This window comes from Pantoea sp. Ep11b (genome assembly GCF_040783975.1).
Lineage (GTDB): Bacteria > Pseudomonadota > Gammaproteobacteria > Enterobacterales > Enterobacteriaceae > Pantoea.
This window is the reverse complement of the sequence record NZ_CP160631.1, coordinates 892,443-914,903: the sequence shown is the minus strand read 5'-3', so window position 1 is coordinate 914,903 and position 22,461 is coordinate 892,443. Positions and strand designations below refer to the sequence as shown.

The following is a 22,461-nucleotide window of genomic DNA, read 5'->3' as shown; positions in this document are numbered from 1 at the left end:
GTCTGAATGGCTGCTTCAGCCAGGACCTGACTCATCGACTTTCTGCACACCGTCCATTATGGTGCACGTGTGAAAGGGATAAATCGGGTTTGGGAGTGACTCCCGGGTAATGCGGTAAACTGCCTTTAACATTCGCTTCTGGCTAAATTTTGTCAAGCGATTATTTTATCGCCAGCGGTTACTGAAAAACGGTTTTCGCTGCGCGCGACTGTGTTAACTGAGAGCCGATTCCGGGCAAAATGGCAGGTGATATGAGTAAAAAACGGGTGCTGTTATCCGATGTCGCAGCGCTGGCCGGACTGTCAAAAACGACCGTATCCCGCTATATGAATCAAAGCATTATGCTGCCTCAGGAGACAATTGACCGTATCGAAGCGGCAATTCGTCAACTGGATTATCGCGGTAACAGCCTGGCTCGCCGTCTGAGCAAGGGCGGCAGCGAAACCCTGGGGCTGGTGCTGCCAGATATTACTAACCCCTTCTTTGCCGAACTGGCCGATGCCGCCGAAGAAGCCGCCTCTGCCCACGGCTACAGCCTGGTGCTCTGTATTACCCGCAACCATCCGGACAAAGAGAGTCAGTTTATCCGCTGGCTGGACACCTGCCAGGTAGACGGCCTGCTGTTTATCACCAACCATCCTGATAACGGTCTGTTGCGCAAAGAGATTAACCGCCACCAGCGCATCGTGCTGCTGGATGAGGACATTCCCGGTAGCGCGGTGCCTAAGGTGTTTGTCGACAACGTTCAGGGTGGCCGGATTGCAACCGAAAAGCTGATCGCTGCGGGTCATCGGCAGATCGCCTTTGTCGGCGGCCCGGACGAACTGATGAGTGTACGCGAACGTTACCAGGGGTTCTGCACCGCCATGGAGCAGGCTGGCCTGCATGTCCCGCCCGAATGGGTAATGTATGGGGAATACCAGCGCAAGTCTGGTGAACAGGCGCTGGAACAGCTCTTCAGCCACGCTGAGCGCCCTACCGCCGTCTTTGCCGCCAGCGATTTTCTCGTGCTGGGATTGATGGATGGCCTGCGCGCGCGCGGGCTTAACGCGCCCGAGGCGCTGTCGCTGGTTGGCTTTGATGACGCGACCTACGCTGACTTTACCCAGCCCCGTATTTCCACCATCCGCCAGCCCGCTCGGGAACTGGGTCGCACCGCGGTAGCGATCATGCTGCGTATTCTGAATGATGACCGCCCTGTCCCCGCTGAAACCCGCCTGCCGGTAGAGTGGGTGGCGCGTGATTCGATACAGAAATGTTAACAACGTCCCAGAATGGCGCAAAAGTGCACAATGATGGCGCAAATAACGAGCATTTTAATTTCTTAGTGTTACTTTAAGTAAACCGGTTTACCTGAAGTAAAACCTTAAACGCGTTTTATTACAGTGAGTTAGACCGGAAGTCTCTCCCCCTGTTAGTAGTCTGGCACGGAAGCTGCAATGTTTTACCCGGCAAACAAATATCGTTGAAGCGTGTTGTTCTGCATCTGATTACAAAGGGTTTATCCTGCTGGTAAACCGGTTTACTAGACTGTAAACCGGGCCGGATAACGCTTTTTTCACATGCAGAGTAACGGTCCCGTTAGTGGTGATGGGAGTGATCACATGCAGCAAGCACAAACTGCCCTGACACGGGTAGAGATGGTAAATATTACTAAAACCTACGGCGCGATACGGTCTCTGCGCGGCGTCAATCTGCAACTGGCACCGGGTGAAGTTCTGGGTCTGGTGGGTGACAACGGCGCGGGGAAATCTACTCTGACCAAAGTGCTGTCAGGTGCTGTTGTGCCTACCAGTGGCACGATTCGCATTGATGGCGAGGATCAGCATTTCACGACCCCGGCGGATTCGCGCCGCTGCCATATCGAGATGGTTTATCAGGACCTGTCGCTGTGCGACACCGTCGATGTCGCAGGCAATCTGTTTATGGGCCGTGAGCCGATGAAATCCATTCTCGGCATTCCGTTTCTGGATGAAGTGAAAATGCACGCGGATGCACGGGAGATGCTGAAAGGACTGGGGATTTCTATCCCGGACACCCGGTTGCTGGTGCGCAATTTATCCGGCGGGCAACGCCAGGCGATTGCCATTGCGCGCGCAGCCGCTTTCGATCCTAAAGTGCTGATCATGGATGAACCCACCGCCGCACTGGCTGTCGCCGAAGTGGAGGCGGTGCTGGAGCTGATTCGTCGTGTCTCGGCACGCGGTGTGAGTGTCATCCTGATTACGCATCGCCTTCAGGATCTCTTCCTGGTCTGTGACCGCATCATGGTGATGTACGAAGGCACCAATGTGGCGGAGCGCAGGGTGGCCGAAACGGATCTGACCGAGATCGTCAATCTGATCGTGGGTGAGAAATTTGTCGCCCGCTCGGCCGCAGCGCACTGAGCGAGGAAACAGGATGACTATTATGAATCTGAGCAGTTCCCGTATGGCGCAGCACTCGCTGCCGCGTCGCCTTCTGCACAACCACTCTGGTGTCGTCAGCATCGCACTGTTTTTCGTGTTCTGCTGCGTGGTGTTCTCCCTGATCACCGGCAACTTTCTCAGCAGCACCAACTGGCTGAATATTATTCGCCAGAGTGCGCCGCTGCTGATCGTCGCCACGGCGATGACGCTGGTGATCACCACCGGTGGAATTGATCTTTCCGTGGGATCGACGCTGGCGCTGGTCGGCGCCCTGTCTGCTATCGCCCTGAATAACTGGGGCCTGCCCTGGCCGGTGGTGTTGCTGGGCGGCTTGCTGCTGGGCGCACTGGTCGGTGCCATCAACGGCTTCTTTATTGCTTATGAAGGCATCCCGGCCTTTATCGTCACGCTGGCTACGCTGGCGGTGGTGCGCGGCGTGGCACTGCTGATCACTCAGGGTTACTCCATTCCCATCCCTGCCGACAGCCTGTTCGCCTTTATGGGACGCGCCTGGGTGCTGGGCATTCCGATGCCCGCACTGATTGGCATCGTGGTACTGGTAGCCGGCCACATCGTGCTTAACTACATGCGTTTTGGTCGTTATGTCACGGCGATTGGCGCAAATGCGGAAGGCGCACGCCGTAGCGGGATTAACACCAAAGCCGTGACCATGAAGGTCTACATTCTCAGCGGCATGGCGGCAGCACTGGCGGGTATGATCATCACCGCCCGTCTCGGCAGCGGTTCCTCCAATCAGGGTGAAGGCTTTGAGTTGCAGGTGATCGCGGCGGTGGTGCTGGGCAGTACCAGCCTGTTCGGCGGCTTTGGCACCGTTATTGGCACGCTGTTAGGTGCGCTGTCGATTGCCATCATCCAGAACGGCCTGATTCTGTCGCATATCTCTCCGTTTTACACGCAGATCGCCACCGGTACGATTATTCTGCTGGCCATCTGGCTGAACACCCGCATTCTCAACCCGACGCGATCGGCGGCGAAAGGGTAGCCCATGAAACATTCAATCTTCCGCCATCCCGATCCCCTGCCGCTGGGCATCAGCAGTGGCTATGTCATGACCGTACTCGGCCCGCTGCCGGTGAGTGAGATGGGCGTGACGCTGATGCACGAACATATTTTGCTGGATGCGTCCGGCAAATGGGTGCCGCCCTGCTGCTGTGGCGATCGTCATCTGGCGGAAATGCCGGTAAGCATCGAAAACCTGGGCGAGCTGTCGCTTAATCCGCTCATCAGCCGCGATAACTGTCAGCTGTTTGATGTGGATTTAGCGATTGAGGAGCTCATGAAGTTCCGGGCGCTGGGCGGCGATACCGTGGTGGATCCCACGAATATCGGCATTGGCCGCGATCCCAAAGCACTGCAACGCATCGCGCGCCTGACCGGGCTTAATATCATCATGAGCACCGGGTTATATCTGGAACCCTCGCATCCTGATTGGGTGAAAACCATCAGCCTCGAAGCCCTGACGGAGAAGCTGATTTATGACCTCGGCGGCAGGGACGAAAAACCCGAGGTGCTGGCTGGCCTGATCGGCGAGATTGGCGTATCCAGCCGCTTTACGCCCGGCGAGGAGAAATCCCTGCGGGCGGCAGGCCGTGCCAGTGCCGCGACACGAGTGCCGATCGAGGTGCACCTGCCCGGCTGGGAACGATTAGGGCATCAGGTGCTGGATATCCTGGAAAATGAAGGGGCAGACCTGCGCCATGTGGTGCTATGCCACATGAACCCCAGCTTTGCCGACAAACGCTACCAGCGTGAACTCGCGCAGCGCGGGGCCTTTCTGGAGTACGACATGATCGGCATGAGCTATTACTACGCCGATGAGTCCGCACAGTCGCCCTCCGACGAAGAGAATGCCCGTGCCATTTGCGAGCTGATCGATGACGGCTTTATTGACCAGATTTTATTGTCCCAGGACGTGTTTCTGAAAACCATGCTGACCCGTTACGGCGGTCACGGCTATGGCTACATCCTTAAACATTTTGTTCCGCGCCTGAAACGCCACGGCGTAAGCGGCGAACAACTTGAAAACTTACTGATTGCTAACCCACAGCGCGTTTTTGGTGGGTAAGGGAGAACCGTAATGCAGAAGAAAATTTTACTGGTTGGCGAGTCCTGGACCAGCACGTCTGTTCACGTCAAAGGCTTCGATCAGTTTGCCACCGCGACCTGGCATAATGGCGCAACCGACTTTATGGCGGCGCTGGCCGACAGTGATTATGCCATCACCTACATGCCCGCCCACGCTGCCGCCACCGAATTCCCCCTGACGCCTGCCGGGCTCAGTGAATGGGATGCCATCATTCTGTCGGACATCGGTGCGAATACATTGCTGCTGCACCCGGATACCTGGCTGAAGAGCGAGCGCACGGCGAACCGCCTGACGCTTATTCACGACTACGTGGCCGCAGGCGGCGCGCTGATGATGGTAGGCGGCTACTTTAGTTTTCAGGGTATTAATGGCGGCGCACGCTATCGCAACACGGCCGTTGAGAAAGTCCTGCCGGTGCGCTGCCTGGCATGGGATGATCGTATCGAAACGCCCGAAGGCGTTTACCCCAGCGTAACGGAATCCCACGCGCTGTTCACCGACATGCCAGACGAGTGGCCGTGGCTGCTGGGCTATAACGAAGTGGAAATGCACCCTGAAGGTAAACTGCTGGCGACCATTGAGGGTACGTCACATCCGCTGCTGGCGGTGCGTGAGTATCAGCAGGGTCGCTCACTGGTCTGGACCAGCGATATGTCTGCGCACTGGCTGCCGCAGGAATTTGCCCGGTGGCAGGGTTATCGCCAGCTCTGGATCAACTGTCTGCACTGGTTAACGGAGCGCGGTGCATGAGCCAGAGCCAGATGCTGGCGCAACAGCTGCTGAGTTTTGACACGATTAATCCACCGGGCAATGAAGCCGCCTGCATGCACTTTCTGGCGAACTGGCTGATGGAACAGGGCTTTGATGTCACCTTGTCCTCCTTCGGTAAAAATCGCCTTAACCTGATTGCCAGCCTGGCTGGCAGCCAGTCCGGACCGCAGCTGGCGTTTACCGGCCATCTGGATACCGTTCCGCTCGGCAATGCTGACTGGCAGTACCATCCTTTCGGTGAAATCGTGGGTGATCGCCTCTACGGGCGCGGTTCGAGTGACATGAAGGCCGCTGTGGCGGCGTTTGCGGTTGCCTGCGTGACGAATCAGCAGGCGATTCGGCAGGGTTCCGGCGTCGTGATGTTAATCACCGGCGGAGAGGAGACGGGCTGTGACGGCGCGCGGGCGCTGATTGATACCGCTGACCTGCCCGCTGTGGGCGCATTGATTGTCGGCGAGCCCACTGCCAACTATCCGGTTATCGGGCATAAAGGGGCGTTATGGTTACGCTGTGAAACGCGCGGGAAAACAGCCCATGGCGCCATGCCGGAGCTGGGCATTAATGCCATTTATCTGGCGGCGGAGGCGCTGGGCAAGATTCAGCACTTCTCACCTGGCGCACCGCATCCGCTGATGAAACAGCCGACCATTAACGTCGGACGCATTACAGGCGGTCTGAACATTAACTCTGTGCCCGATCGCACGCAGTTTGATGTGGATATCCGTAGCGCACCCAACCTGCAGCACGCCACCATTCGTCAGCAACTGATCACCCTGCTGGGAGGCAGCGTAGCGGTGACGACGCTGGTGGATCTGCCGGCGGTGCTGAGCGAAGAGAGTCACGCCTGGATTCATTCTGTTTATCAGCATTGTCAGGCGTTACACGATGCCCCGCTGACGCCGCGAATTGTGCCCTACTTTACAGATGCGTCACTGTTGCTGCCTGCACTGGGTTCGCCGCCCTGCATTATCCTCGGACCCGGTGAGCCATCAATGGCGCATCAGACGGATGAATACTGCCTGCTGAGCCGGTTAGCAGAAGCGGAAGCGTTGTATGGGGTGTTGATTAACGACTGGATGAGGTAATGGCGGGCGGCATCAGACGGCCGGACGAAGAAACGGGCGCTCGCTGCCTGCCATGAAAAAGGCCGCCCTGAGAGGCGGCCTTTTCACACTGACGCTTAGCGCCGCTTAATCAGCATAAACATGCTGATCGCAAAGAACGCGAAGCTTGGCAGTATCGCCCCCAGAACCGGCGGCAGCCCATAAACCAGGCTCAGCGGACCGAAAATCTGATCCAGCACGTAGAACAGGAAACCGAAGCTAATCCCCGTCACCACCCGCACACCCATCGACACGCTACGCAGCGGACCAAAGATAAACGACAGCGCCATCAGCATCATCACCGCCACCGACAGTGGCTGGAAGATCTTGCTCCACATATTCAGCTGATAACGTCCCGCTTCCTGACCACTCTGCTTGAGATATTTGCTGTAGCTGTGCAGACCGCGAATCGACAACGCATCCGGATCCAGTGCCACCACACCCAGCTTGTCTGGCGTCAGGTTGGTTTTCCATTCGCCGCTCAGGCTCTGGGAACCGGTGATCTGCTTAGGATCGGTCAGGTTTGACTCATCCACCTGCGACAGCAGCCAGCGCTTTTTATCCGCATCCCAGGTCGCCGTCGCCGCATAGCGCACGCTCTGCAGACGACGCTGATCGTTGAAGTTATAGATGCTGACGCCATCAATCTGATTGTCGCCTTTGATGCGCTCAATGTAGATGAAGTTGTTGCCATCTTTGGCCCACAGACCGTTCTGCGTCGAAACCAGTGCGCCGCCGTAAAGTTGCTGAGCCCGGTAGTTACGCGCCATCTGTTCGCCCGACGGTGCCACAAACTCACCAATCGCCATCGTCAGCAGCACCAGTGGGATCGCCGTCTTCATGACGGAGAGCGCAACCTGCATGCGGGTAAAGCCCGCCGCCTGCATCACCACCAGCTCGCTGCGCTGCGCCAGCGCGCCCAGTCCCAGCAGCGCACCCAGCAGGGCTGCCATCGGGAAGAAAATCTCAATATCTTTGGGCACGCTGAGCAGGGTGTAATAACCGGCGCTCAGGGCGCTGTAGCTGCCCTGGCCGGTCTTGCGCAGCTGATCGACGAACTTGATGATGCCGGAGAGCGACACCAGCATGAACAGCGTCAGCATGATGGTATTAAAGATGGTTTTACCGATATAGCGGTCAAGAACGCGAAACATCAGACCGACCCTCCGCGTGTGAAGCGGGCGCGAATCCGACGCATCGGCACCGTATCCCACAGGTTAAGAAGTATCGCCAGCACCAGATAGCTGATATTCACCACCCACATCCAGAGCGCCGGATCCAGCCGCCCTTTCGCGCCGCTCGACTTCAGCGAGCTTTGCAGCAGGAAGAAGATCAGATAGAGCAGCATGGCAGGCAGCATCGACAGTACACGGCCCTGACGCGGATTCACCACGCTGAGCGGCACCACCATCAGCGCCATCACCAGTACCGCGAAGACCAGCGTCAGACGCCAGTGCAGCTCGGCCTTAAAATCAGGTGTTTTATTCGCGAGCAGGTCAGCCATACTCGCCTGTTCGGAATCGTTGGGATCGAGCGTGGCCGCTTTATACCCAATCACTGCCTGATAATCGGTAAAGTCAGTGATGCGGAAATCGCGCAGCAGCGCAGTGCCCTCAAAGCGAGTGCCTTTATCCAGCGTCACGACCTGCGAGCCATCTTTATGCTGCTCCATGTGACCGCTGTCGGCCAGCACCACAGAAGGTCGCGCGTTGCCTTTTGGCCGCAGCTGCGCCAGGAAGACGTTACCAAACTGGTTACCCTTCACATCCTCAACAAACAGCACGGCGCTGCCGTCGCTGGAGGCCTGAAACTGCCCGGCTACCATCGCCGCCGCGCCCGGGTTCGCCTTGGCGTTCTGTGTCACTTCGCTCTGATAGCGGGATGACCAGGGGCCCAGCCAGATAACGTTGACGGCCGCCACCAGCGAGGTAAACAGCATCAGCACCATCGCGGCTTTCACCAGCACGGCCTTACTCAGGCCGCAGGCGTGCATCACGGTAATTTCACTTTCCGTGTAAAGTCGCCCCAGCGTCATCAGGATCGCCAGAAACAGACTTAAGGGCAGAATAAGTTGTGCCATTTGAGGCACACCCAGTCCCAACAAGGTCAGAACGAGGTTTGTCGGCACTTCGCCATCCACCGCGGCACCCAGGATCCTGACTAACTTCTGACAAAAGAAGATGAGCAGCAGGATAAACAGGATAGCCAGCTGGCTTTTGAGCGTTTCCCGAACCAGATATCTAATGATGATCACGCTTAGTACGCCTGTGAAAACTTGTCTTTTTGCAGGAAAATCGCTAGTTTCAACGCTTATCAGCCATTTTTCTTCATCAATGGCCGTCGTCGTAGCTAAAATTGTATGAAAAACGCGTTCGGGTGGTGAAAAAACAACATCTTGTCACCCTGATTCATTATGACCTCCAGCGGCAGAATGTCATGCTGCGACAATGAATAAATGGGTCATGAGCGCGCTACATTCTAGCGGCAGCAGCGGCCGTTGTCTTTAAGATTCAGGAGAGTGCATGGAGTTCAGTGTAAAAAGCGGAAGCCCGGAAAAACAGCGCAGTGCCTGCATTGTCGTTGGCGTTTTCGAACCGCGTCGTCTGTCACCGATTGCCGAGCAGCTGGATAAAATCAGCGACGGCTACATCAGCGCCCTGCTGCGCCGCGGCGAGCTGGAAGGAAAAGTGGGCCAGACACTGCTGCTGCATCATGTGCCAAATATCCTGTCTGAGCGTATTCTGCTGATTGGCTGCGGTAAAGAGCGCGAGCTGGATGAGCGTCAGTACAAGCAGGTGATCCAGAAAACCATTAATACGCTCAACGACACCGGTTCGATGGAGGCGGTCTGCTTCCTGACCGAGCTGCACGTTAAAGGCCGTAATACGTACTGGAAAGTGCGTCAGGCGGTGGAGACCTCAAAAGAGGCGCTCTACAACTTTGATCAGCTTAAGAGCAACAAAGCAGAGCCGCGTCGTCCGCTGCGCAAACTGGTCTTCAACGTGCCGACCCGCCGTGAACTGACCAGCGGTGAACGGGCAATTCAGCATGGTCTGGCCGTCGCAGCCGGTATGAAAGCCGCGAAAGATCTCGGCAATATGCCACCCAATATCTGCAACGCCGCCTATCTGGCGTCGCAGGCGCGTCAGCTGGCCGATGCCTTCAGCAAAAATGTCACGACCCGGGTGATTGGCGAACAGCAGATGAAAGAGCTGGGCATGAACGCCTATCTCGCCGTCGGTGCCGGTTCGCAGAATGAGTCCCTGATGTCGGTGATCGAATACAAAGGCCATCCGGACGCTGATGCGCGCCCGATTGTGCTGGTGGGTAAAGGGCTGACCTTTGACTCGGGCGGCATCTCCATCAAGCCTGCCGACAGCATGGACGAAATGAAGTATGACATGTGCGGCGCGGCGGCCGTCTATGGCGTGATGCGGATGGTGGCAGAGCTGAACCTGCCGCTGAACGTGGTGGGTGTGCTGGCCGGATGTGAAAACATGCCGGATGGCCGCTCAATGCGTCCGGGCGATGTGCTGACCACCATGTCGGGCCAGACGGTCGAAGTGCTCAACACCGATGCCGAAGGCCGTCTGGTGCTGTGTGACGCGCTGACCTATGTCGAACGTTTCGATCCGGAAGTGGTGATCGACGTGGCAACGCTGACCGGTGCCTGCGTAATCGCGCTGGGTCATCACATCAGCGGCCTGCTGTCGAACCACAATCCGCTGGCGCATGAGCTGATCAGCGCCTCGGAGCAGTCGGGCGACCGCGCCTGGCGTCTGCCGATGGCGGATGAGTTCCAGGAGCAGCTGGAGTCCAACTTCGCCGATATGGGTAACATTGGCGGCCGTCCTGGCGGCGCGATTACCGCAGCCTGCTTCCTGGCCCGCTTTGCCCGTAAATATAACTGGGCGCACCTGGATATCGCCGGCACCGCCTGGCGCTCCGGCAAGGCCAAAGGCGCGACCGGACGCCCGGTTCCGATGCTGTCGCAGTTCCTGTTGAATCGGGCAGGATTGAACGGCGACGACTAAGCGCCCTCTTTCCTGACCGCAGGGGCGGATCTGATTCCGCCCCTGATCTTCTGATGAGCTAACCGATGAAAAACGCAACCTTCTACGTGCTGGAAACCGATGCCCCCAGTGATGGCCTGAGCGCCGTTGAAGCCCTGGTGTGCGATCTGGCGGAAACACGCTGGCGGGCCGGAAAGCGGGTGTTGATCGCCTGCGAAGATGAGCAGCAGGCCATTCGTCTGGATGAAGCGCTGTGGCAACGACCGGCGAACGCCTTCGTGCCACACAACCTGGCGGGTGAAGGCCCGCGCTATGGCGCGCCCGTCGAACTGGCCTGGCCTCAGCGTCGTGGCAGTTCCCCGCGCGACCTGCTGATTAGCCTGCTGCCCCACTTCGCAGATTTTGCTACTGCTTTCCATGAAGTGATAGACTTCGTTCCTCACGAGGACGCTCTCAAACAACTGGCGCGCGACCGCTACAAAGCGTATCGCAGCGTTGGATTCCAATTGAATACGGCAGCGCCACCACAGCCGCAAAGACATAGCAGAAATGGAAAAGACATATAACCCGCAAGATATCGAGCAGCCGCTTTACGAGCATTGGGAAAAGCAGGGCTACTTCAAACCGAATGGCGATACCAGCCAGGAAAGCTTTTGCATCATGATCCCGCCGCCGAACGTCACCGGTAGCTTGCACATGGGTCACGCCTTCCAGCAAACCATCATGGACACCATGATCCGTTACCAGCGCATGCAGGGGAAAAACACCCTGTGGCAGGCGGGTACCGACCACGCGGGCATCGCCACGCAGATGGTGGTTGAGCGCAAAATTGCGGCTGAAGAGGGTAAAACGCGCCAGGATTATGGCCGCGACGCCTTCATCGACAAAATCTGGCAGTGGAAAGCCGAGTCTGGCGGCACCATCACCCGTCAGATGCGCCGTCTGGGTAACTCCGTCGACTGGGAGCGCGAACGCTTCACAATGGACGAAGGGCTCTCCAATGCGGTTAAAGAGGTGTTTGTTCGCCTCTATAAAGAGAACCTGATCTACCGTGGCAAACGCCTGGTGAACTGGGATCCGAAACTGCGCACGGCGATCTCCGATCTGGAAGTGGAAAACCGCGAGAGCAAAGGCTCAATGTGGCACATCCGCTACCCGCTGGCTGACGGCGCAAAAACGGCCGATGGCAAAGATTATCTGGTCGTCGCCACGACTCGCCCGGAAACCCTGCTGGGCGATACCGGCGTGGCCGTTAACCCGGAAGATCCGCGCTACAAAGATCTGATTGGTAAATTTGTGATGCTGCCGCTGGTGGGCCGTCTGATCCCGATCGTCGGTGACGAACACGCCGACATGGAAAAAGGCACCGGCTGCGTCAAGATCACCCCGGCGCATGACTTCAACGACTACGAAGTAGGCCGTCGTCATCGCTTACCGATGATCAACATCCTGACGTTCGACGGTGATATCCGCGAACGCGCGCAGGTCTATGACACCAACGGTGAAGCAAGCGACGCCTGCTCTGACGAGATCCCGGCCGCCTTCCAGAAAATGGAACGCTTCGCCGCGCGGAAAGCGATTGTCGCCGCCGTCGATGCGCTGGGCCTGCTGGATGAGATCAAGCCTCACGACCTGACCGTGCCTTACGGCGATCGTGGCGGCGTGGTCATCGAACCGATGCTGACCGACCAGTGGTATGTGCGCACTGCCCCGCTGGCGAAAGTCGCGGTTGAAGCGGTTGAGAACGGCGACATCCAGTTCGTGCCGAAGCAGTATGAAAACATGTACTTCTCCTGGATGCGCGATATTCAGGACTGGTGTATCTCCCGTCAGCTCTGGTGGGGTCATCGCATCCCGGCGTGGTATGACGAGAACGGCAACGTCTATGTTGGCCGCACCGAAGAGGAAGTCCGTGCAGAGAACAACCTGGCCGCCGATGTGGCGCTGCGTCAGGATGATGACGTGCTGGATACCTGGTTCTCCTCAGGCCTGTGGACCTTCTCCACCCTGGGCTGGCCGGAAAACACCGAAGCGCTGCGCACCTTCCACCCGACCAGCGTGCTGGTCAGCGGCTTCGACATCATCTTCTTCTGGATTGCCCGCATGATCATGCTGACCATGCACTTCATCAAAGATGAAAACGGCAAACCGCAGGTGCCTTTCAAAACCGTCTACATGACCGGTCTGATCCGTGATGAAGAGGGTCAGAAGATGTCGAAATCCAAGGGCAATGTGATTGACCCGCTGGATATGGTTGACGGCATCTCGCTGGAGGCGCTGCTGGAAAAACGCACCGGCAACATGATGCAGCCGCAGCTGGCTGAGAAGATCCGCAAACGTACCGAGAAGCAGTTCCCGGACGGCATCGAGCCATCAGGCACCGATGCGCTGCGTTTCACCCTGGCGGCGCTGGCCTCTACCGGCCGCGACATCAACTGGGACATGAAGCGCCTGGAAGGGTATCGCAACTTCTGTAACAAGCTGTGGAACGCCAGCCGCTTTGTGCTGATGAACACCGAAGATCAGGATTGCGGACAGAATGGCGGTGAGATGACGCTGTCGCTGGCCGATCGCTGGATCCTGACCGAGTTCAACAACACGGTTAAAGCGTACCGCGAAGCGCTGGACAGCTATCGCTTCGATATCGCCGCCAACATCCTGTATGACTTCACCTGGAACCAGTTCTGTGACTGGTATCTGGAGCTGACCAAGCCGGTGATGAACAGCGGCAGCGAAGCGGAACTGCGCGGCACCCGTCATACGCTGGTGCATGTGCTGGAAGCGCTGCTGCGCCTGGCGCACCCGATCATTCCGTTTATCACCGAAACCATCTGGCAGCGTGTGAAAGTGCTGAAAAACATCAGCGACGACACCATCATGCTGCAGCCGTTCCCGCAGTACGATGCGGCGAAAGAGGATGCCGAAGCGAAAGCGGATATCGAGTGGATGAAGCAGGCGATCGTGGCGGTGCGTAATATCCGTGCTGAAATGAACATCGCGCTGAGCAAACCGCTGGATGTGCTGCTGCGTGACTGCTCCCCTGCCGCGCTGCGTCGCGTCGAAGCGAACCGCAACTTCCTGTCGCGCCTGGCGCGTCTGGAAAGCCTGACCATTCTGCCTGCGGGCGAGAAAGGCCCGGTGTCGGTGACCAAGCTGGTCGAAGGCGCAGAACTGCTGATCCCGATGGCGGATCTGGTGGATAAAACCGCCGAGCTGGAGCGTCTGGCGAAAGAGCTGGTCAAGCTGGAGGTGGAGATTGAGAAGATCGAGACCAAGCTGGCGAACGAAGGCTTTGTTTCGCGCGCCCCGGAAGCGGTGGTCGCGAAAGAGCGCGAGCGCGTAGCCGAACTGCAGCAGTCAAAAGCAAAACTGATTGAACAGCAGGCGGTCATTGCGGCATTGTAAGCGTCTTAGCTGACAGCTTATTCATAAAGCCGGGCTTGCCCGGCTTTTTTATTGACCTCGTACAAATCCGGAAGAGATGATGACGACCAGCGCCAACCCGCTTTCTGACCTCCAGGTGCGGCCGATTACTGCCGCCGATAATCCGCATATTGCTCAGGTGATCCGCGATGTGTCCGCCGAGTTCGGCCTGACGGCGGACAAAGGCTATACCGTCTCCGATCCCCAGCTCGACCAGCTGTTCGAGCTTTACAGTGCCGAACAGAGCGCCTACTGGATTATTGAGTATCAGGGTAACGTCGTTGGCGGCGGTGGCGTGGCGCCTCTCGCCTGCAGCGCGCCCGACATCTGCGAACTGCAGAAGATGTATTTTCTGCCTGCCGTGCGCGGTCAGGGTCTGGCGCGCGAGCTGGCGCTGCGGGCGATGGAACATGCACGCCGTCACGGCTTCCGCCGCTGCTATCTGGAAACCACCGCCAGCCTGACGCGGGCGATTAAACTTTATGAGTCGCTGGGCTTTGAGCATATCGACGGCGCGATGGGCTGCACCGGCCATGTCGACTGCGAAGTGCGGATGCTGAAAGTGTTGTGAAACAGGGGCTGAACGCCCCGCTGATGTCGCAGAGTCAGAATGCCGGTACGCCGCTGTGAAAGCGCAGTTCGTTGTCCGGCTCGCTGATTAACCGCCCTTCTGTGATGCCAATCGCCTGCACCCGTGGCGTGATATCTTTCGCCGCGATCTGCGCCGCCAGGGTCAGATAGTCCTGATAGTGCCGCGCCTCAGAGCGCAGCAGCGACAGATAGAATTTCGCCAGCTCATCATCAAGATAAGGAGCCAGACTGGCGAAACGCTCGCAGGAGCGCGCCTCGATATAGGCGCCACAAATCAGTTTATCCACCAGCGTTTCCGGCTCATGGGTGGTGACTTCACGCAGCAGCGATTTGGCGTAGCGGCTGGAGGTGATCTTCTGATAGACCAGCCCGCGCGACTGCATAATTTCCCACACCTGATAGAAGTGATGCAGCTCCTCTTTAATCAGCAGCACCATCTTCTCAACCAGATCATCCGCCCACGGCAGCGCGTTACGCACGATGATGCGTTTGGTCAGGTTTCTGTGGGCGTTGATAAAGTCGCTGTCGCCATCTTCGCGAAAGATAAAATCTTCATAGGGCTTCAGCCACGCCAGAATCGCGTCGCCGCTGGGTTTGTCAGCCACATATTTGCGGATCAGCCAGACCGCGGTCTGGGCGGCTTTCAGCTCGCAGACCAGATGATCAGTTAACAGCAGGGTCAGATTTTCCGGCTTGCGCGCCTCATCAATCCAGGCCTGGGGCGTGCGGCAGTGCAGAAACTGATAGATAGGTTCTAATAAAGGTGCGTAGTTCATGATGTTAAATGGCGTGGCAGAGGTGACAGGCGGAGAAATCTCCGCCCCGGCTACTTAGTGGCGAACACCATTATCATCTTCATCTTCAATGGCGTCATCTTCATCTTCGGCATCGGGATCTTCGAAATAGGTGCCCCAGCCGTCATAATCGACGTTGTACTTGCCGATCAGGTTGACCAGCTGCTCAACCTGCGCATCGATCAGTTCCGGATTCAGCGCGGATTCGCTGATGATGTCCACGCACATTACCGTGGTGCCATCTTCCAGCTCCAGCTCTTCCGGCTCGGTCACTTCATAACCCAGCTTGAACGCGTCGACGGCGGCTTTTTCCAGTGAGTCAAAGTTATTGCAGGAGAGATGATGCTCGATGGTATAGAGCGCATCAGGATCGCTGCCATCCTCCAGCAGCTCTTCGATGATCTGCCGTGTCTCTTCCTGCTGCTCTTCCAGTAATGCTTCATATGCCATGACGATGTCCTCTCTGAGTTCGGCAATAAACAATTATTTTCCCACACTGCCTGTCGCGCCACTACACAAAACGAAAAGTTTATTCGCCCCCGCACTTGAAAATGAATATTCATACGGTTAGATTGAATTTTAATTCACTTTAATGCTTACCGGAGCGTTGTATGAGTCAGCTGTATCAGCGTCATTTTCTCAGACTTCTGGATTTTACCCCCGCCGAAATCGATCACCTGCTCTCTCTTTCCGCTGAATTAAAACAGGCGAAAAAAAGCGCCAGCGAAGTGCAGTATCTGAAAGGCAAAAACATCGCGCTCATCTTCGAAAAAGACTCGACCCGTACCCGTTGCTCTTTCGAAGTTGCCGCTTACGATCAGGGTGCTAACGTCACCTATCTTGGCCCGAGCGGCAGTCAGATCGGCCATAAAGAGTCGATGCGCGACACCGCCCGCGTCCTGGGCCGGATGTACGATGGCATCCAGTATCGCGGCTACGGTCAGGCACTGGTGGAAACGCTGGCTGAACATGCCGGCGTGCCGGTGTGGAACGGTCTGACTACCGAGTTTCATCCGACCCAGCTGCTGGCCGACCTGCTGACGATGCAGGAACATCTGCCGGGTAAAAAACTCAGCGAGATGACGCTGGTTTATGTCGGTGATGCGCGCAACAACATGGGAAATACCATGCTGGAAGCCGCCGCTCTGGTTGGTCTTGATCTGCGTCTGGTGGCCCCGAAGAGCTGCTGGCCGGAGGATGAACTGGTGGCGCAGTGCCGCGAAGTGGCACAGCAGACCGGCGGAAAGATTACCCTCACCGACGACATTGCCAGTGGCGTGAAAGGCGCGGATTTCATCTACACCGATGTCTGGGTGTCGATGGGCGAAGCTAAAGAGGTCTGGGCCGGGCGGATTGCCCTCCTGCGTGACTATCAGGTCAACCGGGCGATGCTCGACCTGACCGGCAACCCGCAGGTGAAATTCCTGCACTGCCTGCCCGCTTTCCATGACGATCAGACCACGCTGGGCCAGCAGATGGCGGAACAGTACGATCTGCCCAACGGCATGGAAGTCAGCGACGAGGTCTTTGAGTCGCCGCACAGCATCGTCTTCGATCAGGCCGAAAACCGCATGCACACCATCAAAGCGGTGATGGTGGCAACGCTGGGCCAGCGCTGACAGGACGCCGCAGGGCGCTGTCTCCACCGGACAGCGTCCGCCACACTCGCCATGCCCCGCTGCCGGACACGCGCCGGCAACCGCCCCGCAAACGTTTTCCTCTTGCTGCCCTGCGACGAACGGGTATAATGCGGCCCAATTTGCCGGAGGAAATATGCGACAGCACAGCGGACAATTTGATGCTCAATCACGCCTGACCGCAGGCGGTGCTGCTGTTTCTTTCGGTCATCGACCCGATCTTAAAAAGCCCCTTAAGCAGGGGCTTTTTTTTGTCCGCAATCCGGCCGCGCAGAGGAGAGAGCTATGGCTAACCCGCTATATCGCAAGCACATTATTTCAATTAACGACCTCAGTCGCGAAGAGCTGGAACTGGCGCTGCAGACGGCGGCGCAGCTCAAGGCCCATCCGCAGCCGGAACTGCTGAAGCACAAGGTGATCGCCAGCTGCTTCTTTGAGGCGTCCACCCGCACCCGCCTGTCGTTTGAAACCGCGATCCATCGGCTCGGCGCGTCGGCGGTCGGCTTTGCTGACGGCAGCAATACCTCGCTGGGCAAGAAAGGGGAAACCCTGGCCGACACCATTTCGGTCATCAGCACCTATGTGGATGCGATTGTAATGCGTCATCCGCAGGAAGGCGCGGCCCGGCTGGCGACCGAGTTTTCTGGCGGCATCCCGATCCTCAACGCCGGTGACGGTGCGAACCAGCATCCGACCCAGACGCTGCTGGATCTCTTCACTATCCAGGAGACCCAGGGCCGTCTGAATCAGCTGAATGTGGCGATGGTCGGCGACCTGAAATATGGCCGTACTGTCCACTCCCTGACCCAGGCGCTGGCGAAGTTTGAAGGCAACCGCTTCTTCTTTATTGCGCCCGATGCGCTGGCGATGCCCGCCTACATTACCGATATGCTGGATGAGAAGCAGATCCCCTGGTCACGCCACGACAGCTTCGAAGAGGTGATGCCGCAGCTCGACATCCTCTACATGACGCGGGTACAGAAAGAGCGGCTCGACCCCTCAGAGTATGCCAACGTCAAAGCGCAGTTCATCCTGCGGGCGACCGATCTCGGGACGGCGCGCGACAACATGAAAGTGCTGCACCCGCTGCCGCGTATCGATGAGATCACCACCGATGTCGATAAGACCCCCTACGCCTGGTATTTCCAGCAGGCGGGTAACGGCATCTATGCGCGCCAGGCTCTGCTGGCACTGGTTTTAAACAGCGAACCCGCCCTGTAAGGAGAGACCCCATGACTCAGGACAACAAATTGCAGGTCGAAGCGATCAAGCGCGGCACGGTTATCGACCATATCCCGGCGCAGATCGGCTTTAAACTGCTCTCTCTGTTCCGGCTGACCGAAACGGATCAGCGCATTACCATCGGCCTGAACCTGCCATCCGGTGAGATGGGCCGCAAGGATCTGATCAAGATTGAGAACACCTTTCTCACTGACGATCAGGTCAATCAGCTGGCGGTCTATGCCCCTCATGCCACGGTCAACCGCATCGATGACTACGAAGTGGTGGCGAAGATCGCCCCGACGCTGCCGGATCACGTTGAGCGCGTGCTGACCTGCCCCAACAGCAACTGTATCAGCCGCAGCGAGCCGGTCTTCTCCAGCTTTGCCGTCAAGCAGCGCGCCGATGATGTGCACCTGAAGTGCAAATATTGCGAGAAAGAGTTCGCCCGCCATGTGGTGCTGGGTCACTGGTAATCGTCCTGCCCGACCTTATAATGGGCCTGAGCGGCGGCATCGCCGCCTGACGACATAATCAAAGGAGCCATGATGTCTCGTGAAATCAGTACTGAAAAAGCCCCTGCCGCTATCGGTCCCTATGTTCAGGGTGTCGATCTGGGCAGCATGATCATCACGTCCGGGCAGATCCCGGTGGATCCGGCGACCGGCCAGGTTGCCGATGACGTTGCCGCACAGGCGCGTCAGTCGCTGGAAAACGTGAAGGCGATTGTAGAAGCAGCGGGTCTGAAGGTGGGCGATATCGTGAAGACCACGGTTTTCGTCAAGGATTTAAATGATTTCGCTACGGTCAATGCGACCTATGAAGCGTTTTTCACCGAACATCAGGCTCACTTCCCGGCGCGTTCCTGCGTTGAAGTGGCGCGTCTGCCAAAAGATGTGAAGATCGAAATCGAAGCGATTGCCGTCCGCCGCTAAGCGCGTATGCCGCCGCCTGCCGCGAACGCTGGCAGGCGGCGAAGCCGTTTTACCGCTTAGCCGGACGCCACAGCCACAGCAGCGCTATCGCCAGCGCAAACAGCACACCGAAGCCGATGCCCGTCGCCACCGCAGGCGCACCCGCCCTGATCGCCAGCGTATAGAGTCCCAGCATGATCAGCATGGCGCTGTTCTCACCCAGATTCTGCACCGCAATGGCATTACCGGAGCCGACGCTCTCTTTGCCCCGCGCCTGCAGCAGCGCATTCAGCGGCACCACAAAGAACCCGCCCAGCGCACCAACCAGCATCAGTATCAGATAAGCATTCAGCAGAGCGTGCTGGAGCGAGAAGAGCACGACCATGACGCCAATCAGCACCCCGGCCGGCATACAGCGACGCACGGTCTCCAGCGTCACCAGCTTCGCCGCCGCCGCCGCGCCAATCACAATCCCGATCGCGACCATGGCATTCAGGGTGGTTGGCGTGGTGTTGTCATTGATGCCCAGCGCCACCGGCACCCAGAGCACCAGCAGGAAACGCAGCGTCACGCCTGCGCCCCAGAACAGACTGGTGCCGAGCAGCGAGAAGCGCGTCTCCGCGTCACGCCACAACAGCATGACGGCAGCGAAGAAGCGGCGCACCATCATGCCAGGCTGCCAGTTCTGACCGGGACGGGCAGCCTGCAGCTTCGGGATAAACAGGTTCGCGATGACAGCGATGCCGTAGGTCAGCGCACAGATCCCCAGTGCCGCCAGGATATGCCAGTCGGCCAGCATCCCGCCCGCTACCGAGCCGAGCAGGATGGCGGCGATGGTAGACGCCTCCATCAGCCCGTTGGCTTTTACCAGCTTATCGCCGTGCGTGATCTCCCCCAGGATGCCATATTTGGCCGGTGAGTAGGCTGCGGCACCCGCGCCCACCAGGGTATAGCCGACGAAGGGATTGAAGCCGAAACAGATCACCAGCGCACCCAGCAGTTTCAGGCTGTTGGCGAGCATCATCACACGCCCTTTTGCCATGCTGTCCGCCACCTGACCAACAAACGGCGCCAGCAGAATATAGGCGGCAACAAACAGCATCTGTAATACCGGCTGGCTCCAGTCGGGATAGAACTGACTTTTCAGTACCGCCAGCGTGGCAAACAGCAGCGCGTTGTCGCCAAAGGCCGAAAAGAACTGGGCGATAATCACGGCGATCATGCCGCGCGACATCAGCGGCGCATTGGGATCCAGGCGCATTACTTCTCCTCTTCCGCCATTTTCTTCAGCGTCACGTAATCGGGTTTGCCGCTGCCGAGCAGCGGTAACTGTTTCACGACCCGGATATCGCGCGGCAGCGCCAGCTCCGGCGCGCCCAGCTCACGCGCCGCTTTCTGCAGGCTGTCGCGCGCCAGCTCAGCATCGGTGGTGAACAGCACCAGCGCCTCACCACGCTGACCATCCGGGCGCAGCGAGGCGGCATGCTGTCGGTCCGGCGACGCTTTAAGGGCGATCTGTTCCACGATCTCCAGCGATACCATCTCCCCGGCGATCTTGGCAAAGCGTTTGGCCCGCCCCTGAATCTGGCAGAAACCGCCCTCGTCGAAGCTGACGATATCGCCGGTGTCATACCAGCCCGCTTCCATATTGCCTTCGCCATCGTCGGCAACCGGCGTCTCCAGCACGCCAGGGTTTTCTACCCGCAGGTAGCCCTTCATCACGTTTGGTCCGCGCAGTTGCAGTCGTCCGCCCTGCTCAATGCCCGGCACCGACATCAGGCGTGAATCCATGCCCGGCAGAATCCGTCCCACGGTGTGCGCTTTTGTCGCCATCGGCACGTTGATCGCCACCACCGGCGCGCACTCGGTGACGCCGTAGCCTTCGAGGATGCGAATGCCATACTTCTCCATATAAGTCTGGCGGGTCTGCTCCTGCAGTTTCTCCGCACCCGCAACCACGTAGCGCAGACGGGCAAAATCGTAGGGCGCGGCAAAGCGTGCGTAGTTACCCAGGAAGGTGGAGGTGCCAAACAGCACGGTGCAGTTACGGTCATACACCAGCTCCGGCACGATGCGGTAGTGCAGCGGGCTGGGATAGAGAAAGACCTGCGCGCCGGTCATCAGCGGCGTGAATAGCCCCACGGTCAGGCCAAACGCATGAAACAGCGGCAGCGCCGACATAAAACGGTCACGCGGCGTGAAGTCTGCCACGGTTCGGATCTGTTCGACGTTGGCCAGCAGGCTTTTATGCGAATGCACCACCCCTTTAGGGTGCCCTTCCGAACCGGAAGTGAAGAGCACCATCGCCGCGTCTTCCGGCTGCTGGGGCAGCTGCGCACGGCGCGGCATCAGCAGATGGGCGAGGATCCACAGCTTGTCCTTGCCGGTAACGGTCTCTTTCAGATCTTCCAGATAGATCCACTGCACCTCATCCAGCCCCTGCGGCAGATGCCACAGATTGCCCTTCTCCAGGAACTGACGCGAGGTAAAGATCGTTTTGATCTGCGCGGCGGTCAGCGCCGCCCGCATGCCGTTAACGCCCGCGGTGTAGTTGAGCATCGCTGGCACGCGCCCGCGCAGCGTGGCACCGAAAATCGCCGCCGCCGTGACGGTGGTATTGGGCAGCAGCAGCCCCACCACCTCACGCGGCTGACTGTAGCGCTCCAGAATGCGCCCCACGCCCAGCGACTTCTTCAGCAGGCCGTTGTAGCTGTCGGGTTTGAAATTGACATCTTCGATGCAGCGCTTAAACGCGCCGTAACGCGTTCGTGCCGCCAGAAACGCCTCGAACAGCGTTTCACGCGGACGCACCGCCATGCGCGCTTCCATCATCACATGGTGCAGGTGCTCACCGGCCAGCACGCGCCGATCGCGCGCCCGTTTCGCCTCCGGCATCGGAATGCGGGTGGCGGGCAGAATGCTCAGGGTGATGCGCGGGAAGAGACGACGCTTAAACACCCCCGCCAGACGACCAAAGGGCGTAAACTCCGCGCCTTCGATGCGCACAGGCACCACGCTGGCGCCGGAACGCGCCGCGACAAAGCCTGCGCCGCTGTAGATCTTCATCAGCGATCCGGTCACGGTAATCCGGCCTTCGGGGAAGATCACCACCGGACGGCCGGTGTCGATCAGCCGGACCAGCTGCTTCAGCGCCATCGGGCGGGTCGGGTCCAGCGGCACAAAGTCGATAAAGGGTTTCACCAGACGCATAAACCAGCTTTCGCTGATGGTGCTATAGATAGCGAAGACCGGCTTGATCGGCAAAAATAGCGCCAGCAATATGCCGTCGAGAAACGACATATGGTTCGGCGTGATCAATACCTTCTGTTTGTTCAGTTCGGTGACATCGCCCCGCAGTTCGACCCGCCACAACAGGCGAAATATCAGGCGCAAAAGTGTGAAAACCATGCCGGCTCCTTAGCATCATGAAAATAGCCCCTCACGATGCAGGATTTAACGCGGTTCGACAACAGAATTAT

Annotated in this window: 20 protein-coding genes; 14 read left to right on the top strand and 6 right to left on the bottom strand. The window is 58.2% G+C overall.

Annotated features, from left to right (window positions below):
• The first annotated feature begins 239 nt into the window (after positions 1 to 239).
• From AB1748_RS04210 to AB1748_RS04185, 6 genes are all read left to right on the top strand, one after another.
• Positions 240 to 1,262: a LacI family DNA-binding transcriptional regulator gene (locus AB1748_RS04210; protein ID WP_111138530.1), complete on the top strand. Its 1,023-nt coding sequence runs from the start codon at positions 240 to 242 to the stop codon at positions 1,260 to 1,262.
• 378 nt (positions 1,263 to 1,640) lie between these two features.
• The gene (locus AB1748_RS04205; RefSeq protein ID WP_199559961.1) at positions 1,641 to 2,387 is read left to right on the top strand and encodes an ATP-binding cassette domain-containing protein; all 747 of its coding nucleotides are present in this window, start codon (positions 1,641 to 1,643) and stop codon (positions 2,385 to 2,387) included.
• Positions 2,388 to 2,409: 22 nt separating this feature from the next.
• Complete coding sequence (locus tag AB1748_RS04200; protein ID WP_199559960.1) at positions 2,410 to 3,411, top strand: ABC transporter permease; 1,002 nt, start codon at positions 2,410 to 2,412, stop codon at positions 3,409 to 3,411.
• A 3-nt stretch (positions 3,412 to 3,414) separates the two neighbouring features.
• The gene (locus AB1748_RS04195; RefSeq protein ID WP_111138533.1) at positions 3,415 to 4,494 is read left to right on the top strand and encodes a phosphotriesterase; all 1,080 of its coding nucleotides are present in this window, start codon (positions 3,415 to 3,417) and stop codon (positions 4,492 to 4,494) included.
• A 12-nt stretch (positions 4,495 to 4,506) separates the two neighbouring features.
• The gene (locus tag AB1748_RS04190) at positions 4,507 to 5,265 is read left to right on the top strand and encodes a glutamine amidotransferase (protein ID WP_367396037.1); all 759 of its coding nucleotides are present in this window, start codon (positions 4,507 to 4,509) and stop codon (positions 5,263 to 5,265) included.
• On the top strand, positions 5,262 to 6,371 hold the full coding sequence (locus AB1748_RS04185) for a M20 family metallopeptidase (protein ID WP_367396036.1): 1,110 nt from the start codon (positions 5,262 to 5,264) through the stop codon (positions 6,369 to 6,371). The genes AB1748_RS04190 and AB1748_RS04185 overlap by 4 nt, the downstream gene beginning before the upstream one ends.
• Before the next feature lie 95 nt (positions 6,372 to 6,466).
• On the opposite strand, the gene lptG is transcribed toward AB1748_RS04185, so the two are convergent.
• Together lptG and lptF are read right to left on the bottom strand one after the other, a co-directional pair.
• Positions 6,467 to 7,543, bottom strand: coding sequence for an LPS export ABC transporter permease LptG (gene lptG / locus AB1748_RS04180; RefSeq protein WP_140916847.1), 1,077 nt, complete (start codon positions 7,541 to 7,543; stop codon positions 6,467 to 6,469).
• Positions 7,543 to 8,643 carry an LPS export ABC transporter permease LptF gene (gene lptF / locus AB1748_RS04175; RefSeq protein ID WP_111138537.1) on the bottom strand — a complete coding sequence of 367 codons (1,101 nt, stop codon included), beginning with the start codon at positions 8,641 to 8,643 and terminating at the stop codon, positions 7,543 to 7,545. Before lptF ends, lptG begins: the two co-directional genes overlap by 1 nt.
• A 268-nt stretch (positions 8,644 to 8,911) precedes the next feature.
• Here lptF and pepA point away from each other — a divergent pair, with 268 nt between their 5' ends.
• The 4 genes from pepA (at position 8,912) to AB1748_RS04155 (ending at position 14,396) form a co-directional block, all read left to right on the top strand.
• The gene (pepA, locus tag AB1748_RS04170) at positions 8,912 to 10,423 is read left to right on the top strand and encodes a leucyl aminopeptidase (RefSeq protein ID WP_111138538.1); all 1,512 of its coding nucleotides are present in this window, start codon (positions 8,912 to 8,914) and stop codon (positions 10,421 to 10,423) included.
• Positions 10,424 to 10,488: 65 nt separating this feature from the next.
• A complete protein-coding gene (locus AB1748_RS04165; RefSeq protein ID WP_367396035.1) occupies positions 10,489 to 10,968 on the top strand; it encodes a DNA polymerase III subunit chi in 480 nt (159 codons plus the stop codon).
• A complete protein-coding gene (locus AB1748_RS04160) occupies positions 10,952 to 13,807 on the top strand; it encodes a valine--tRNA ligase (protein WP_111138540.1) in 2,856 nt (951 codons plus the stop codon). Before AB1748_RS04165 ends, AB1748_RS04160 begins: the two co-directional genes overlap by 17 nt.
• A gap of 79 nt (positions 13,808 to 13,886) precedes the next feature.
• A complete protein-coding gene (locus AB1748_RS04155) occupies positions 13,887 to 14,396 on the top strand; it encodes a GNAT family N-acetyltransferase (RefSeq protein ID WP_111138541.1) in 510 nt (169 codons plus the stop codon).
• A gap of 34 nt (positions 14,397 to 14,430) precedes the next feature.
• Here the strand turns inward: AB1748_RS04155 and AB1748_RS04150 are convergent, their stop codons facing one another.
• The gene (locus tag AB1748_RS04150; protein WP_111138542.1) at positions 14,431 to 15,192 is read right to left on the bottom strand and encodes a tRNA-(ms[2]io[6]A)-hydroxylase; all 762 of its coding nucleotides are present in this window, start codon (positions 15,190 to 15,192) and stop codon (positions 14,431 to 14,433) included.
• Positions 15,193 to 15,246: 54 nt separating this feature from the next.
• Positions 15,247 to 15,660: a ribonuclease E inhibitor RraB gene (gene rraB / locus AB1748_RS04145; RefSeq protein ID WP_293774159.1), complete on the bottom strand. Its 414-nt coding sequence runs from the start codon at positions 15,658 to 15,660 to the stop codon at positions 15,247 to 15,249.
• A gap of 161 nt (positions 15,661 to 15,821) precedes the next feature.
• Here rraB and argF point away from each other — a divergent pair, with 161 nt between their 5' ends.
• The 4 genes from argF to ridA all read left to right on the top strand — a co-directional run bounded on the left by argF (position 15,822) and on the right by ridA (position 19,003).
• Positions 15,822 to 16,829, top strand: coding sequence for an ornithine carbamoyltransferase (argF, locus tag AB1748_RS04140; protein ID WP_111138544.1), 1,008 nt, complete (start codon positions 15,822 to 15,824; stop codon positions 16,827 to 16,829).
• Between the two features lie 303 nt (positions 16,830 to 17,132).
• Positions 17,133 to 18,068, top strand: coding sequence for an aspartate carbamoyltransferase (gene pyrB, locus AB1748_RS04135; protein WP_293774162.1), 936 nt, complete (start codon positions 17,133 to 17,135; stop codon positions 18,066 to 18,068).
• 11 nt (positions 18,069 to 18,079) lie between these two features.
• Positions 18,080 to 18,544: an aspartate carbamoyltransferase regulatory subunit gene (gene pyrI, locus AB1748_RS04130; protein ID WP_010251684.1), complete on the top strand. Its 465-nt coding sequence runs from the start codon at positions 18,080 to 18,082 to the stop codon at positions 18,542 to 18,544.
• A gap of 72 nt (positions 18,545 to 18,616) precedes the next feature.
• Positions 18,617 to 19,003 carry a 2-iminobutanoate/2-iminopropanoate deaminase gene (gene ridA, locus AB1748_RS04125; protein WP_111138546.1) on the top strand — a complete coding sequence of 129 codons (387 nt, stop codon included), beginning with the start codon at positions 18,617 to 18,619 and terminating at the stop codon, positions 19,001 to 19,003.
• A 49-nt stretch (positions 19,004 to 19,052) separates the two neighbouring features.
• On the opposite strand, the gene lplT is transcribed toward ridA, so the two are convergent.
• Both lplT and aas read right to left on the bottom strand, forming a co-directional pair.
• Positions 19,053 to 20,243: a lysophospholipid transporter LplT gene (gene lplT / locus AB1748_RS04120; RefSeq protein ID WP_111138547.1), complete on the bottom strand. Its 1,191-nt coding sequence runs from the start codon at positions 20,241 to 20,243 to the stop codon at positions 19,053 to 19,055.
• Positions 20,243 to 22,390, bottom strand: coding sequence for a bifunctional acyl-ACP--phospholipid O-acyltransferase/long-chain-fatty-acid--ACP ligase (gene aas, locus AB1748_RS04115; protein WP_367396034.1), 2,148 nt, complete (start codon positions 22,388 to 22,390; stop codon positions 20,243 to 20,245). The genes lplT and aas overlap by 1 nt, the downstream gene beginning before the upstream one ends.
• Positions 22,391 to 22,461: the final 71 nt, after the last annotated feature.

Excerpts from the sequence above, each read along its gene's own strand:
- AB1748_RS04210 (WP_111138530.1), top strand. The coding sequence starts at position 240 with ATGGCAGGTGATATGAGTAAAAAACGGGTGCTGTTATCCGATGTCGCA.
- rraB (WP_293774159.1), bottom strand. The coding sequence starts at position 15,660 with ATGGCATATGAAGCATTACTGGAAGAGCAGCAGGAAGAGACACGGCAG.
- AB1748_RS04205 (WP_199559961.1), top strand. The coding sequence starts at position 1,641 with ATGGTAAATATTACTAAAACCTACGGCGCGATACGGTCTCTGCGCGGC.
- lptG (WP_140916847.1), bottom strand. The coding sequence starts at position 7,543 with ATGTTTCGCGTTCTTGACCGCTATATCGGTAAAACCATCTTTAATACC.
- aas (WP_367396034.1), bottom strand. The coding sequence starts at position 22,390 with ATGGTTTTCACACTTTTGCGCCTGATATTTCGCCTGTTGTGGCGGGTC.
- AB1748_RS04190 (WP_367396037.1), top strand. The coding sequence starts at position 4,507 with ATGCAGAAGAAAATTTTACTGGTTGGCGAGTCCTGGACCAGCACGTCT.
- AB1748_RS04165 (WP_367396035.1), top strand. The coding sequence starts at position 10,489 with ATGAAAAACGCAACCTTCTACGTGCTGGAAACCGATGCCCCCAGTGAT.
- ridA (WP_111138546.1), top strand. The coding sequence starts at position 18,617 with ATGTCTCGTGAAATCAGTACTGAAAAAGCCCCTGCCGCTATCGGTCCC.
- pepA (WP_111138538.1), top strand. The coding sequence starts at position 8,912 with ATGGAGTTCAGTGTAAAAAGCGGAAGCCCGGAAAAACAGCGCAGTGCC.
- lplT (WP_111138547.1), bottom strand. The coding sequence starts at position 20,243 with ATGCGCCTGGATCCCAATGCGCCGCTGATGTCGCGCGGCATGATCGCC.
- argF (WP_111138544.1), top strand. The coding sequence starts at position 15,822 with ATGAGTCAGCTGTATCAGCGTCATTTTCTCAGACTTCTGGATTTTACC.
- AB1748_RS04195 (WP_111138533.1), top strand. The coding sequence starts at position 3,415 with ATGAAACATTCAATCTTCCGCCATCCCGATCCCCTGCCGCTGGGCATC.
- pyrB (WP_293774162.1), top strand. The coding sequence starts at position 17,133 with ATGGCTAACCCGCTATATCGCAAGCACATTATTTCAATTAACGACCTC.
- AB1748_RS04200 (WP_199559960.1), top strand. The coding sequence starts at position 2,410 with ATGAATCTGAGCAGTTCCCGTATGGCGCAGCACTCGCTGCCGCGTCGC.
- AB1748_RS04185 (WP_367396036.1), top strand. The coding sequence starts at position 5,262 with ATGAGCCAGAGCCAGATGCTGGCGCAACAGCTGCTGAGTTTTGACACG.
- AB1748_RS04155 (WP_111138541.1), top strand. The coding sequence starts at position 13,887 with ATGACGACCAGCGCCAACCCGCTTTCTGACCTCCAGGTGCGGCCGATT.
- AB1748_RS04150 (WP_111138542.1), bottom strand. The coding sequence starts at position 15,192 with ATGAACTACGCACCTTTATTAGAACCTATCTATCAGTTTCTGCACTGC.
- pyrI (WP_010251684.1), top strand. The coding sequence starts at position 18,080 with ATGACTCAGGACAACAAATTGCAGGTCGAAGCGATCAAGCGCGGCACG.
- AB1748_RS04160 (WP_111138540.1), top strand. The coding sequence starts at position 10,952 with ATGGAAAAGACATATAACCCGCAAGATATCGAGCAGCCGCTTTACGAG.